Below are 13,374 nucleotides of genomic sequence, written 5' to 3' on the forward strand. Positions count from 1 at the left end.
TACGTATTAATCGTTGCGACCGGTGAGGGTAGTTAGAAGCCTTTGACCACTTAGTCATCAAGCTAAGGGCCGAGCATTTTAGTGGATTCAGTGCCTAGAAGTTATTTCTTCTTTTTAGCGTTTGTAGTGTACATCATTACGCCGCCCAGGCTGACTAAGAGGATAGCTAACAAGGCGATCCAAAGCACAGAAGCACCTGTTTTGGCTAGCACACCTTTACCGCGTTCTGGCTGCGGAGCTGTAGATGTTGGATGTGCTTGAGGGGTAGTTGTCGGAGCTGGGGTATTGGGTGAAGCAGTAGGTGCTGGCGGCAATACCGTAGGGACCGGGATAGGGATAGGAATTGGGATAATCGGCGGGACAGCGTGTGTCGTCGTCTTCGATGTCGTAGACGAGGACGACGTTGGTTCCGTGGTCTGCGTAGTGGTAGACGAAGAGGACGTTGGCTCTACAGGAGGTACCACGGGGGTGTACTTATTCACTGCAGTTACAACCAATGGAGTCTCGGAGCTGCTATCGCGAGGGGATACCGTGAACGGATTTTCAGAACCGCTCTTTTCGTCATTGGTTAGCCAGCTCAAAGAATGCGTATAGCTTACTAGCTCCACAGGGGCTTCAGTGATCTTACAAGTCGAATTGAGAGGAAGACCCTCAATCTTTACTTCTGAGTCATGGGAAAGCATGCTTTCACCGCTAACCTTTGTAGTCTCATTAGCGGTGCATTCCCATTTGAAAGTGAACTTCTCCGAGGTTTTTACACCCTCTACCTTTTTCTTAAGGGTGAAACTACCGGTTTGCTTTTGCTCAAATTTGTTGGTTGCAATGAGATGAACGGCCTCTTCGCTTGGATCCTCAATCGTGATATTCACGGTAGAGGTGGAATTGGAGCTAGTGACTTTGCCATCTTTGTCGATTACAACCCAAGATGTCGTAAGTTTCCTGCCTTCTTCTACCTGCAAGTCTTGCTCTTTGACTGTGCACTTTAGACCTTTATCCAAGTCTTTAATATGGGCAAAATCGCCGGACTTTACAGCGACCGTACCCTTTTTCTCACTACCACCATTATCAGATGTGCACTGATACTCAAATGTGTATTCTTTGGCTTTATCTTCTTCTGTGCCTACAACGTTTTTCTCAATGGTGAAACCACCTTTGCTGCCTCGCCCTAGGCCACCGGCGTTGGGGAAACGAACGTGTCCTTCAACATCAACGTTGTCGATTTTAGCTTTGTTCGTCACGATGCTACCTGGAGCAGGCTTGTTCTTTGTTACCGCTGTAAGCGTTACGATAGGGGCGGATTGATCAGACAAACCACGAGGGAATTCAACGAAGACTTCGTCTGGTGTGCAGTTCAGTTTGTAACTAGATCCACTTTGAGGAGCCTCGTTTTTTATATTGCTAAAACCTGTTAGCGTTCCCCCACTGGGGTAACGGGTGACATCGTAGATGGCATGACGGACTACTTCTGCTTGGCCATAACCGTTCTTAATGATGGAAGAAACGTATGCTGGGTAATAACCATTGGCGTCATTACCGTCGCAGGTAAACTTCCATCCGTCAGGGGCTTTATCTGTAACAAGAACCTGATGATTATCGTTTTGGTGTTTTTTAGGATCGATTCCTACTGACCACTGGATCTTGTAGTTGCCAGTCTTCTCATCGTAGCCGGTGTATTCACCGATTTTTGAGTCATCGTGGAAAAGCCCACCCTCGCGCTGCTCAAATTTTCCTGACAAGCTCCCAGTACTGCAGCCGGTGAAGTTTAGGGCTCCGTCAAAATTCTGGTTAGTGTCCCATGAGACAGAGACGAACGCGGTGCCTTCCACATTGAAGTTACGACTTTGAAAATCGGTCAGTTTGATAACGAAAGTTTTACCGGACCACGTACCAGTAGCAACAACCTCACCAGTTTTATCCCGAAGAGCAACTGTTCCAGTGTTCACAGCTTTTAATTCTTTTGGAAGGGTGAAAGTGATAATATCGCCGGCTTTGGCCTCTTTGTTGGCTTTCCAATCAAATTGGACTTCTGAAAATCCGCTCGGACCTACGTATTTGCCGTCTTTGATGTTCGGGCTATCGTCTTTCCATTTGATATTCGACCAGCTACCGCCTGTGCATGTTTCTTGTGCGGTGGCTGAAGGCGATTGCACTAGGAGAGGGGTGAAACTTGCAATGAGTAGCAAGGCGAGCAACACACTAAGCCAAGGGTTTTTTGTTAAACGATTGGCTGAAGCGTGCTTTGTATTAGTAAGCATCATAGAATTTCCATATCGCCATCATTAAATGATGGGTACTAAAATATTGAGATTTTCTTCAGGGTGAAGTGAGGGGAGTGCGGGGGAGATGGCACAAAAATAAGCGTTTTTGTTGATGTCTCATATGTAGCCTACTTTTATAGGGTCATGACAACAACCCAACATCGAAACGCTAAAAAATCTTTTATTTCACTAACAAACAGATGATATTAAGGGTCCCCCGTGCCCCTATTCGATGGTTTTGGGAACATCGAGTACATGTATTGTGGACTGATTTCCTATGATGGCTAACTGAATCGCAAGCGCTAGTGCCTGTAGCTACTCGCGCACTGCTGGTGTCACCTTATGGCGTGGAAGCCAGTTATAGATATTGCTCGGCATTGAGTCTCAAGTGCTCGCGCAGATAGGGGAGTGCAAAGTCTGCACGCCCGCGCCCCGTGGCAACGATAACGCCACGGTCAAGGAGTCGCCTGCGGTATGTGGAAGGCTGACTTCCGGGGATACCTAATTCGGCTCCCAGTTCATTAAAATTGGCAGGACCTTCGGCTTCTGCAAGCTTGATAAGGAATTGCATCTCGCGATAAGGGATTCCCTTCATTGCTGGCATATGTACTTGCTGGCCCATGCGTTCGATAACTAAGGGGAGGGATCTGTCGACGTGTTCTTCAGATATGTCATGAGAGCCTGCCATGGTCCATGCGATCGACCCGCATAGTTGAATGAGGTAGGCATACCCATGGCATGCGTGGGTAAGAGTGCTGAGCGCCTGATCGTCGATATCTTTTCCGCCATGTTTGACCGTTTGGGCAATGGCGGTGCGAACATCGTCATTATTCAAAGCTTCTATGGGGATGTGCATTGCGCGACGAAGAAACGTGGTGCCCTCATGGGCAAGGAGTTTTGATATCTCAAGTGGGAGGCCCGCCACAGCCAACGCGATATTGTATTCATTGCGCACGCAGTCTTGGATGGCATCCATGAGGAAATGAAGTGATTCGGGCAAAGCTGATTGCACCTCATCCATCGTGATCAAAAGGCCGGATCCGCTTGCCGTGAGGTCTCTCGCAACATCATTCATTATCGACCATAGAGATACCTGTGGTGGCAACTGAGAAGGCTTATCAAAGGTGATCCCTCCAATATTAGCAATGGATACGCCTGATACCCCTACATGTGGTCCACGAGGTTGTCTTTGTCTAAGCAGTTGTGGCAATGAGACATGGATGAGCTCGTGGTGTTCATGGTCGGACGCGCGGGCTCGAACGCATGTCCAATCTAATTCCTTGGCCCCTGCCTCTAGTTGATTTAGGAGGACGGTTTTACCGGTTCCGCGGGTTCCGCTAATAAGTATGAAACGATAGGGGGCGCCAATACCTTCTCTGAGTGCAAAGCCGAAATTATCCACGATCGAAGTTCTTCCGGCAACAACAAGAGGGTTGACTCCAAAACTGGGACGGAAAGGATTGCGCATATCCCCAACATACCTGATGTAGGTTTTGTAGGTAATGAAGTCGCTTGTAGGTTTTGTAGGTAAATCTCTGTTGATACACCAAGAAACCCCGTAGTATCAGATACAACAGGATTGTTTCTTCATCAGCAATAGCCATATGGAATGGAAAGAAAATATGAAAAAGTGGTTCACGCTAAACCCTACTGAACGAAAGATCGTTATTTCTGTTTTGGTTGCGGACGTGATAGGTAAGACTGCTGCATGGCATTTTCTCTATCACCTTCCGGCTCAAAAAATAATTGGGTCAAAGTGGTTGTGGTTACCAGTTACGTTTATAGGGGGACTGGGTGCACCAGCCTTTTTGGCTTTCGGAATAAAAAAGTAGTGTGCTGAGCAGTTATCAGTAGATAACACAGGTCAGCACACTATAAAACCGGAAGAAAAGATTAGTTCCTAAAACCATGCACCGGCGCGGGGATAAAACCACCGCGCTGGATAAAGGTCGAATTATCAACGGTGGATACAGGGATAACGGGGGCATATCCCAGGAGGCCACCAAAGTTGACCTCATCGCCGGGGTGAGTGCCAGGAACCGGGATCACGCGGACGGCTGTGGTCTTATGGTTCATCACGCCGATTGCAGCTTCGTCGGCAATCATGCCAGAAATCAGCTCTGCCGAGGTATCTCCGGGAATAGCAATCATGTCTAGGCCGACTGAACAAATCGCTGTCATTGCTTCGAGTTTACCCACGGAAATATTCCCAGCACGTACTGCGTCGATCATTCCCTTGTCTTCTGAAACAGGGATGAAAGAGCCGGAGAGCCCTCCTACGCGGGAACATGCCATCATGCCGCCCTTTTTAACTGCGTCGTTAAGTAGCGCAAGGGCTGCGGTTGTTCCATGAGTTCCCACTTGGTCAAGACCCATGTGTTCCATAATGTGCGCAACAGAATCGCCTAGTTCCGCGGTTGGCGCCAGTGAGAGATCTACGATGCCAAAAGGCACGCCCAAACGTTCGGACGCCATATTTCCGACCAGTTGGCCTGCACGGGTGATTTTAAAAGCAGCCTTTTTAATGGCTTCTGCAACCTGGTCCAAGCTAGCTCCATCAAGAGAACCAAGCGCCCTATCCACAACACCAGGGCCGGACACGCCGACGCTTACCACGCAGTCGGGCTCTTCCACGCCATGGAAAGCTCCGGCCATAAATGGGTTATCACCCACGGCATTGGCAAAAACGACCAATTTAGCGCAAGCAATTGCGCTGTTATCTTTAGTCAGTTCTGCCGCTTCTTTAATTACTCTGCCCATTTCCCTTACTGCATCCATGTTGATGCCGGCACGGGAGGAACCAATATTAACGGAAGAGCAAACAACGTCCGTGACAGTCAGAGCCTCAGGGATGGAGTCGATAAGCTTCTTATCTCCTGAAGTCATGCCCTTTTCGACTAATGCGGAATAGCCGCCAATAAAGTTGACTCCCACTGCCTTTGCGGCTCGATCGAGAGCCTTCGCAATTTCTACAGGGCTGCCATCGACAGCTGCAGCAATGAGTGCCACAGGTGTCACGGAAATACGTTTGTTAACGATGGGGATTCCGAGTTCACGCTCGATGCCTTCGCACTCGGATACTAGATCTTTAGCTACGGTTGTGATCTTGTTATAAATCGCATCGCACGTATCCTCCATTGTTCCCCGGACACAATCCAGAAGGCTGATGCCCATAGTCACGGTGCGAATATCAAGACGATATTTTTCAATCATCTCGATTGTTTCCAAGATATTGCTGCTTGAATGAAGCGTAGTCATGTGTCTGAAGTTCCTCAGGAGCTAGATTGTGTTCATAGCATCGAAAATGGCTTGGGACTGAATCCGGATGACCAGATTTTGATCCTTTTCCACTTCTGCCATGTGCTCTTGAATCGTTGCGATGTCTGTCGCAGAATCATCAAAGGAGACATGGAGAATCATGGTGAAATAGCCGTCCATGATTGTCTGCGACACATTATTAATATTGATTTCAAGCTCTGCGCACTTGGTAGCGACTGCGGCAATGATTCCGGTGTGATCTGCACCGGTGACGGAAATAATGGCGAACATGACGCTATCTTAGCGGGAGGCCGAATATATGGATCTTTCGGGGGAGAGTTACCTAGCGGTTATTTCGGCAGACCTCAATAAAATTCTGTAGCACTCTGTTGGAATACGTCGTGTCAATATGAGGGAGAATTGCAACGATAGAATCGTAGTCTTCCGGGGTGAAGTACCCATAGTCGAAATAGAAATCCATACGCGTTTTCATCGCGGCGGCATCCATTTCTGCATGGAACTGGCACGCCCATGTGGAGCTGTTGATTCGAACCATCTGGATCGGGCAGGTGGGTCCCGTAGCTAACAGCGTAACGCCTTCGCCGAGTTTTTCACCGCTTTCTGTGTGTCCGGTGAGCGAGCTAAACTCTGCGGGAAGATCGCGGGTGATTCTGTCTTGTTTCCCCTCAGCAGTGAGCTGAACGATCGTAGGACCAGATGCTTCAGGATAGGAGCGCCCGACTGTTCCGCCTGTCAGGGATATGGCAAGCGCCGTACCGTAACAAATAAAAAATACCGGGAGGGGAGCGTCGATAAGCTTCTGTATCTCTGAATGGACTTGAAGCTGCCATTGGTCATAGGAATCGTTGGTAACGTTGAGCGGACTCCCGCCAACGATTACTCCGTCAAATCCTTCCAGAGACCCCACAGTTGCTTCGGCGGTATCTAACATTCGTTGCGTGAGCTGTTCGGAAGAAAGTCCAGTAGCGCGAAGGACATCGTTGTATTCAGCGTGTGCAACTGATTCACCAGACCGCGGAGAAACTAAGAGAACGGAGACCATAGAAGCAACTCTAGACTACTTGGTCTAGAGTTGCAGAATGCGGTGTCATGATCATGCGGTTTGTCTGGTGCGGAGCCCTATGGCGTAGGTTTTGGGTGGGAGCGCACAGTTTCTTCTACAAGGTCGAGAACTTGATCAAGATCCTCTGTAGCGGTGCCGGAGGCTAGTCGGGAAATGAAGCCATCCATTACTGTTTCTAGGTAGGTGTGAAGAACCTGTATGGGAACGTCGTCACGCATTCTTCCTAAATGCGCATTTCGCTCAAGACGAGTTACCACCGCTTCATCTAACACTCGCTGATGCTCTTGCCACCGAGCTCTGAAAGCTGGATCTGTGCGGAGCATTTTGGCGATCTCTAGCCGTGTGGCTAGCCAATCGTGGCGCTCTGGATGGTCAAGCATATCTCGCATGACTTCAACCAAGCCGTTTTCTGCAACAACTTCCGCCATTCGTGCAGCATCTTCTCGCGCTAAAGCCAGAAAAAGATTTTCTTTGTCGTTGAAATGGTGAAAAATCGCGCCGCGAGACTTTCCTATGGTCTCTTCCAGACGACGTACGGTCGCTCCCTCGTAGCCGTGCTCAGCGAAACACCTGCGAGCCCCTTCTAGGATCTCTTGGCGACGCAGCGTCAGTTCGGTGCTACTTACAACGGGCACGAAGGACCCCTTCCTTCTGGTCTAAAGAATCGAGGACTCCGCTCAACGAGAATGGAGTCCTCGAAGTTCATGATCCTAAACGACTAAGGCTGCACACTAGCCCTTAATCATCTGACGGAGCACGAATTGCAGGATACCGCCGTTACGATAGTAATCAGCCTCACCTGGTGTATCGATACGAACAACTGCATCGAATTCAACCTTGTCGCCGGAATCCTTTGTAGCCGTCACATGAACGGTCTTTGGAGTAACTCCGTTGTTCAGCTCTTCGATGCCTTCGATGTCAAAGACCTCAGTGCCGTCCAAACCGAGGCTTGCATGCGACTCGCCCTCAGGGAACTGAAGCGGAATCACACCCATACCGATGAGGTTAGAGCGGTGAATGCGCTCGAAAGACTCGGTGATGACAGCCTTGACACCCAGGAGGTTAGTACCCTTTGCAGCCCAGTCACGCGATGAACCAGTACCGTACTCTTTTCCGCCTAGAACGACCAGCGGAATGCCAGCAGCCTTGTAGTTTTCGCATGCATCGAAGATAAAGGCCTGAGGCGCATCATTCTGTGTAAAGTTGCGCGTATAGCCGCCTGCCACATCTACCAGCTGGTTCTGCAAGCGGATGTTGGCAAACGTGCCTCGCATCATGACCTCGTGGTTACCACGGCGAGATCCCAAAGAGTTGTAGTCATTGCGGGATACACCGTTGGCATCGAGGTACTGCGCAGCAGGAGTGCCTGGCTTGATGGACGACGCAGGAGAGATGTGGTCGGTGGTTACAGAGTCACCTAGCTTTGCCAAAACACGAGCGCCCTTGATATCCGTGACCGGGGAAGTCTCCAGAGTCATGCCATCAAAGTAAGGCGCCTTGCGGATGTAGGTAGAGGACTCGTCCCACTCGAAAGTCTTGCCTTCTGGTGTGGGGAGGTTTTGCCACTGCTCGTCACCTTTGAACACATCGGCGTAGTCAGCTTCGTAGAGCTCACGAGAGATAGCAGACTCGATGGTGGATTCGATCGCCTCGGTAGAAGGCCAGATATCCTTCAGGAAGACGTCATTTCCGTCCTGGTCTTTGCCAAGTGCTTGAGTCTCAAAGTCAAAGTCCATTGTTCCCGCGATGGCATAAGCGATAACCATGATCGGGGATGCCAAGTAATTCATCTTGACATCTGGGGAGATGCGACCTTCAAAGTTGCGGTTACCAGACAGCACAGCGGTTGCGGTCAAGTCGTGCTCATTGATCGCGGTGGAAATCTCTTCTGGAAGCGGGCCGGAGTTACCGATACACGTGGTGCAACCAAAACCAGAGAGGTAGAAGCCCAGTGCCTCAAGGTCTTTCCAGAGGTCAGCGCGGCGGTAGTATCCGTCGACAACCTGGGAGCCAGGCGCACAAATGGTCTTGACCCATGGCTTAGCTTTAAGTCCCTTTTCGGCAGCCTTACGGGCGATCAGGCCAGCGCCAATCATGACGGATGGGTTAGATGTGTTGGTGCAAGAGGTAATGGAAGCGATAGCGACCATGCCGTGATCGAGCGTGTACTCACCACCGTTTGGAGAGGTTACTACTACAGGGTTGGACTGGCGTCCGGCAGCACCTGCGGCAGCGGACTCGCCATGGCCGGCGCGGGAAGCGTTGTAGTTAACGTTGGAGTCTCCCTCTTCCTGGGCAGCACCCTCGGCGTCCATGCGCTTTGCCGGAAGCGACTTATCAGCAGGTTCCGCAGAGCAGTAATCGGGGAGATCTTTACGGAATTGCTCTTTTGCCTCGGTGAGTAGGATGCGGTCCTGCGGGCGCTTGGGGCCAGCGATCGAGGGGACAACCGTGCCAAGATCTAGCTCTAGGTACTCGGAGTACTGAGCTTCTGGCGCGTCCTGGTCAAGCCACATGCCTTGAGCCTTAGCGTATGCCTCTACGAGAGCGGTCTGCTCTTCAGGACGTCCGGTAAGGCGAAGATACTTGACGGTTTCTTCGTCGATCGGGAAGATCGCACAGGTAGAGCCGAATTCTGGCGACATGTTGCCGATGGTTGCGCGGTTAGCAAGAGGAACGGACTTAACACCGTTGCCGTAGAATTCAACGAACTTTTGGACCACGCCGTGCTCGCGGAGCATCTCGGTAATGGTAAGCACAACGTCGGTTGCAGTCACACCCACTGGGATTTCGCCCGTGAGCTTAAAGCCGACAACGCGGGGGATCAGCATTGAGACCGGCTGGCCAAGCATGGCTGCTTCAGCTTCGATACCACCGACACCCCAGCCAAGAACGCCGAGGCCGTTTTCCATCGTGGTGTGTGAATCGGTGCCGATACAGGTATCGGGATATGCCAAGCCTTCATTGTCAAAAACAACGCGTGCGAGGTTTTCGATATTTACCTGGTGAACAATACCTGTTCCTGGAGGAACCACACGGAAATTGGAGAAGGACTTGGAGCCCCAACGTAGGAACTGGTAGCGCTCTGCGTTGCGCTCGTATTCAATTTCTACGTTCTTGGCTAGTGCGTCGTGGGAGCCGAAAGCCTCAACGATAACTGAGTGGTCGATAACCATCTCGGCAGGGTTAAGGGGGTTCACATCATCAGGGTCGCCACCTAGGGTTTTAACCGCTTCTCGCATGGTTGCTAGGTCAACAACGCAGGGAACACCGGTGAAGTCCTGCATCAAAACGCGTGCGGGGGTGAACTGAATCTCGATGCTTGGTTCAGCGCTGGGATCCCAGTGAGCAATGGCGTTGATGTGATCGGCGGTGATGTTTGCGCCGTCTTCTGTACGAAGAAGATTCTCCCCGAGAACCTTCAGGGAGTAGGGCAGATTCTCCATTCCTTCAACTGCATTGAGCGCGAAGTAATCATAAGACTTGTTGCCAACCTCAAGCGTTTGCTTGGCGTTGAAGGAGTTCTTGCTTTCAGTCACGGTGAGCTCCACTTCCAAATAGTGATCAGTTTCTTCTGTTCACAGCTGCTGCGTAGTGCTTTGGGCCGGTATCAGCAGCGGATCATGTTGTCGTCGTCACCCATCCCGTGTACCTCGAAACGGTGTATGGATAAGACGTCGCCTAACGCACATTCTAACAGTACGGGCGTTCTGTTGGCTAATGTTTCGCGCTGTGCGTTGTGATTTTCACCCCCTCGTGGCGGTCATTGGGTTCATAAATTCCGGAATAAATTCACAAGCAGGGGGTGTGTGGGTCGGGATTGCGGAGTTCAATTTTCCATACAGGGACGGATCTTCATATCTCGTTACCGGATAGATGCCTTTTGCTCCCGGACTATGCCGTAAATCTTGTTATATTTGACGCCTAAGGCTCTAGCTAATAATTACGGAAATACTGGAGGGGCGATGCTGCCGCAGGGGATCGATGTCAATGCTTATGAAGCTGAACTAAAAGCAAGCGGCGTAGTTTTGCAGACCCCTAACTCTGAAGTGCACGAGAAGCTTGTCGACGCCACCCAGGGGCGAGGACTTGCTATCGCCGTGGTTGATCAGACCCCCGAGCATCCGGCCGATTTGAGGGATCTGGCACAGGAGCTTCTCAATCGACTTTCCGCGGACGGTGAAGTCTCAACGGTGGCGGTGCGTTCTCCCCATACTGGAGCCATAGTAAGTAAGGGGCATAGTAGGGCAGAACTGGAAGCGCTGCAGCATCAGTTTTTTTCTGAGCCAAATTATGTGGCGGGAGTTACTCAGCTGGCGGCACATTTGGAGCATGAAACCATTCCGCTAGCCCCCATTGGTTTTTTGGCTATGCTGGTTGCTTTTCTTGCGATCGCTGGAACATTCATCTCACAGCGTCGTCGCGGTTAGTTCCGTGGTACAAGCCCTCAAATCCCCTTTAAATCAAGGAAGAGCACTTGATTTAAAGGGGATTTGTTTATATTTTGAGGGATCTTTTCGACGTTTTCTCTTTTGTGTGGCTGGCCTGGGCGGTTCTACTTTCTGTCAGGGCTAAAAGCTTGACCGTGGAGCACTTGCGAGATGCTTGAATGCATTCAAAGGCCTGCCTTTTTTGCCCGACACGCGACAATAGGTCAATTTGTGACATAAATAACAAAATGGGCATGTGTTTGTAGAGTTTGCAGGTCAAGTGCACGACTGTGACTGAAGTGGTTTTAGAGCATGGGTTGGACTAAAAGAAAAGATGAAGACAAAGTGGGAAAAGTGCTTTATGGTTCAATTGTCGACTCGCGAGTCGATTCGAGACCCTTGACCTAGCCAAAATCACGCATGTGAGGAAGCACGCGGAGGAAGAGGTTAGTCACGATCTCAACGTCGGTTCGCGAGTTGTTTAAATAGAAAGCTGTTTCCTCCTGGTTTTGCGCTGGGGTATAGATGTGTGCGGTTTTTCCGTCGCGTTTTGGAGACTGACAGGAGAACTCGTGACCAATTTCGCTTCACGCCGCGGCTATACGGCCGGAGTTAGTGCGTTAGGGAAAGCTCGCATTATCGTTGCATCAGGTGTTATCGTCGCATGCATCGGAAGTACCACGCCTGCGTATGCTGAGCCGGTAAACCCTTCTGACTCCGAGATTGCCGACGCTAATGGGGCTGTCGGGCAAGCAGAAGGTAAAGTCTCTGGCCTTGCAGCTTCCTTGTCCACCTCTGATAGTCAGATTGCTAGCCTGGAAATGGAAATGGGCGGTCTGCGAGAGGCTGTAAATAAAGCGCTTGTGGACTATCACGACGCCCAGAGCTCTGCGCAGCAGGCGCGTGATGGTGTTTCGGCCGCGCGCTCGCGCCTTGACGACACCCAGTCTGAGATTGTTAATGCTCAAAAAGTATTAGATGAGATCTCGCGGAGTGCTTATCGTCAGGGCGCAGCCCCCAGCGGAGTTGCGGGCGTTGCTGGAAAAACTGCGTCTGAGGACGCACTAGACCGGCAAACATACCTGCGTACCAATGCGGAGAAGCAGCGGGAAGCCGTCGATAAGCTTGATCGCCTCCGCACTGAACAGGCGAACGAGGAATCTCGGTTGCGCGAGGCTCGGAACCTTGCAGAACAGCGCGAAAAGGCTGCCGAAAGTGCTAAGGCGACGGCTCAGCAGGCTATCGACGATTCCAGCGCCAAGCTTGAAGACAACCTGCGCAAGCGTGCCGAGCTCGTTGCGCACCGAGACGAGGCTCAACGCGAGCTTGATGCTGCGCGAGGCAATGTCTCTCACTTGAACAACCAGCGCAACGAGTATAAAGAGTACAAGGAAGCTGAAGCCGCCCGTAAGAAGGCGGAAGAAGAGGCTGCTGCGGCCGAAAAGGCGCGTCAAGAGGCTGAGGCTCTAGCTGTACGGGCTGCCGAGGAAGCCGCAGCCGCAAGAAGGGAAGCAGAGCAACGGGCTGCCGCTCAGGAGCGTGCGCAACAAACCCGTCGAGATGCGAATACAGCATCTGCCACCGCGGCTGAAGCTCTTATCCAAGCCGCTATGCCGGACCATGCTTCGCTCAATAATTCTCAGACCGGCAACGGACTCAACACGGTGCAGTCTCCGCAAGCAGTGGATGCCGTTAACGGGGATTCCGTACTGCGGGACCTGGACGTTGTACAGCCAGAGACCTTAGACACGCTCACCAAAAAAGCGACGGCAGCGGCTGGAAATGCTAGCCGTTCTGCAAAAATTGAGACCGTTATCTCCCGCGCCCAAACTTATATTGGAACTCAGTATGCCTGGGGTGGAGGCAATGCAAGCGGCCCAACATTGGGTATTCGCGATGGCGGAGTAGCCGACTCCTATGGCGACTACAATAAAGTCGGTTTCGACTGCTCAGGCCTCACGCTTTATGCTTTCGCGGGTGTAGGTATCGCACTTCCTCACTATTCTGGTTACCAGTATCAGAAGGGGACAAAGATCAGTCCTTCTGAGATGGAACGAGGCGACTTGATCTTCTACGGTCCTAACGCAGAAAACCACGTTGCGATTTACCTGGGTGATGGAACAATGCTGGAAGCCCCACAGTCGGGTTCTACGGTGCGGATCTCGCCTGTGCGTTGGTCTGGAATGAGCCCATACGCAGTGCGCCTGATCTCTAATAGGTTGTAGTAGTTTTCAACGCCCCAGAGGTGGAATTGAGAAATCGATCTTCACTTCTGGGGCGGGTTTATGTCCCAGCATGCAGCAGTTCCTTTTACTTAATTTCTCCTGTGATCTAGAACAATGTT

Annotated in this window: 10 protein-coding genes; 3 read left to right on the forward strand and 7 right to left on the reverse strand. The window is 51.1% G+C overall.

Annotated elements, in window-relative coordinates:
• Positions 1 to 101 precede the first annotated feature (101 nt).
• Together ET810_RS03425 and ET810_RS03430 are read right to left on the reverse strand one after the other, a co-directional pair.
• A complete protein-coding gene (locus ET810_RS03425) occupies positions 102 to 2,258 on the reverse strand; it encodes a DUF5979 domain-containing protein (protein ID WP_134315909.1) in 2,157 nt (718 codons plus the stop codon).
• A gap of 358 nt (positions 2,259 to 2,616) precedes the next feature.
• Entirely contained in the window at positions 2,617 to 3,726 is a 1,110-nt protein-coding gene (locus ET810_RS03430) for an ATP-binding protein (RefSeq protein WP_087454004.1), read from the reverse strand.
• A 136-nt stretch (positions 3,727 to 3,862) separates the two neighbouring features.
• On the opposite strand from ET810_RS03430, the gene ET810_RS03435 reads away from it, so the two are divergent.
• Positions 3,863 to 4,090, forward strand: coding sequence for a hypothetical protein (locus tag ET810_RS03435; RefSeq protein ID WP_232251706.1), 228 nt, complete (start codon positions 3,863 to 3,865; stop codon positions 4,088 to 4,090).
• 61 nt (positions 4,091 to 4,151) lie between these two features.
• Here the strand turns inward: ET810_RS03435 and ET810_RS03440 are convergent, their stop codons facing one another.
• The 5 genes from ET810_RS03440 to acnA all read right to left on the reverse strand — a co-directional run bounded on the left by ET810_RS03440 (position 4,152) and on the right by acnA (position 10,139).
• The gene (locus ET810_RS03440; RefSeq protein WP_087454002.1) at positions 4,152 to 5,516 is read right to left on the reverse strand and encodes a PFL family protein; all 1,365 of its coding nucleotides are present in this window, start codon (positions 5,514 to 5,516) and stop codon (positions 4,152 to 4,154) included.
• Between the two features lie 21 nt (positions 5,517 to 5,537).
• Entirely contained in the window at positions 5,538 to 5,807 is a 270-nt protein-coding gene (locus ET810_RS03445; protein ID WP_087454001.1) for an ACT domain-containing protein, read from the reverse strand.
• A 52-nt stretch (positions 5,808 to 5,859) separates the two neighbouring features.
• Positions 5,860 to 6,579: a glutamine amidotransferase gene (locus ET810_RS03450; RefSeq protein ID WP_087454000.1), complete on the reverse strand. Its 720-nt coding sequence runs from the start codon at positions 6,577 to 6,579 to the stop codon at positions 5,860 to 5,862.
• Positions 6,580 to 6,656: 77 nt separating this feature from the next.
• Positions 6,657 to 7,235 carry a TetR/AcrR family transcriptional regulator gene (locus ET810_RS03455; protein WP_087453999.1) on the reverse strand — a complete coding sequence of 193 codons (579 nt, stop codon included), beginning with the start codon at positions 7,233 to 7,235 and terminating at the stop codon, positions 6,657 to 6,659.
• Positions 7,236 to 7,331: 96 nt separating this feature from the next.
• Positions 7,332 to 10,139: an aconitate hydratase AcnA gene (gene acnA, locus ET810_RS03460; protein WP_171483210.1), complete on the reverse strand. Its 2,808-nt coding sequence runs from the start codon at positions 10,137 to 10,139 to the stop codon at positions 7,332 to 7,334.
• Between the two features lie 378 nt (positions 10,140 to 10,517).
• Here acnA and ET810_RS03465 point away from each other — a divergent pair, with 378 nt between their 5' ends.
• Entirely contained in the window at positions 10,518 to 11,030 is a 513-nt protein-coding gene (locus tag ET810_RS03465; protein WP_225870088.1) for an Rv1476 family membrane protein, read from the forward strand.
• Positions 11,031 to 11,602: 572 nt separating this feature from the next.
• Positions 11,603 to 13,255 (forward strand): DIP1281 family NlpC/P60 protein, encoded by a 1,653-nt coding sequence (locus tag ET810_RS03470; protein WP_174775563.1) that lies wholly within the window; start codon positions 11,603 to 11,605, stop codon positions 13,253 to 13,255.
• The last annotated feature ends 119 nt before the right edge of the window (positions 13,256 to 13,374 follow it).

Source organism: Corynebacterium silvaticum (assembly GCF_004382825.2).
Classification (GTDB): Bacteria; Actinomycetota; Actinomycetes; order Mycobacteriales; family Mycobacteriaceae; genus Corynebacterium; species Corynebacterium silvaticum.

Bases quoted from the DNA above. Each gene is read 5' to 3' on its own strand.
- ET810_RS03425 (WP_134315909.1), bottom strand. From the start codon at position 2,258: ATGATGCTTACTAATACAAAGCACGCTTCAGCCAATCGTTTAACAAAA.
- ET810_RS03430 (WP_087454004.1), bottom strand. From the start codon at position 3,726: ATGCGCAATCCTTTCCGTCCCAGTTTTGGAGTCAACCCTCTTGTTGTT.
- ET810_RS03435 (WP_232251706.1), top strand. From the start codon at position 3,863: ATGGAATGGAAAGAAAATATGAAAAAGTGGTTCACGCTAAACCCTACT.
- ET810_RS03440 (WP_087454002.1), bottom strand. From the start codon at position 5,516: ATGACTACGCTTCATTCAAGCAGCAATATCTTGGAAACAATCGAGATG.
- ET810_RS03445 (WP_087454001.1), bottom strand. From the start codon at position 5,807: ATGTTCGCCATTATTTCCGTCACCGGTGCAGATCACACCGGAATCATT.
- ET810_RS03450 (WP_087454000.1), bottom strand. From the start codon at position 6,579: ATGGTCTCCGTTCTCTTAGTTTCTCCGCGGTCTGGTGAATCAGTTGCA.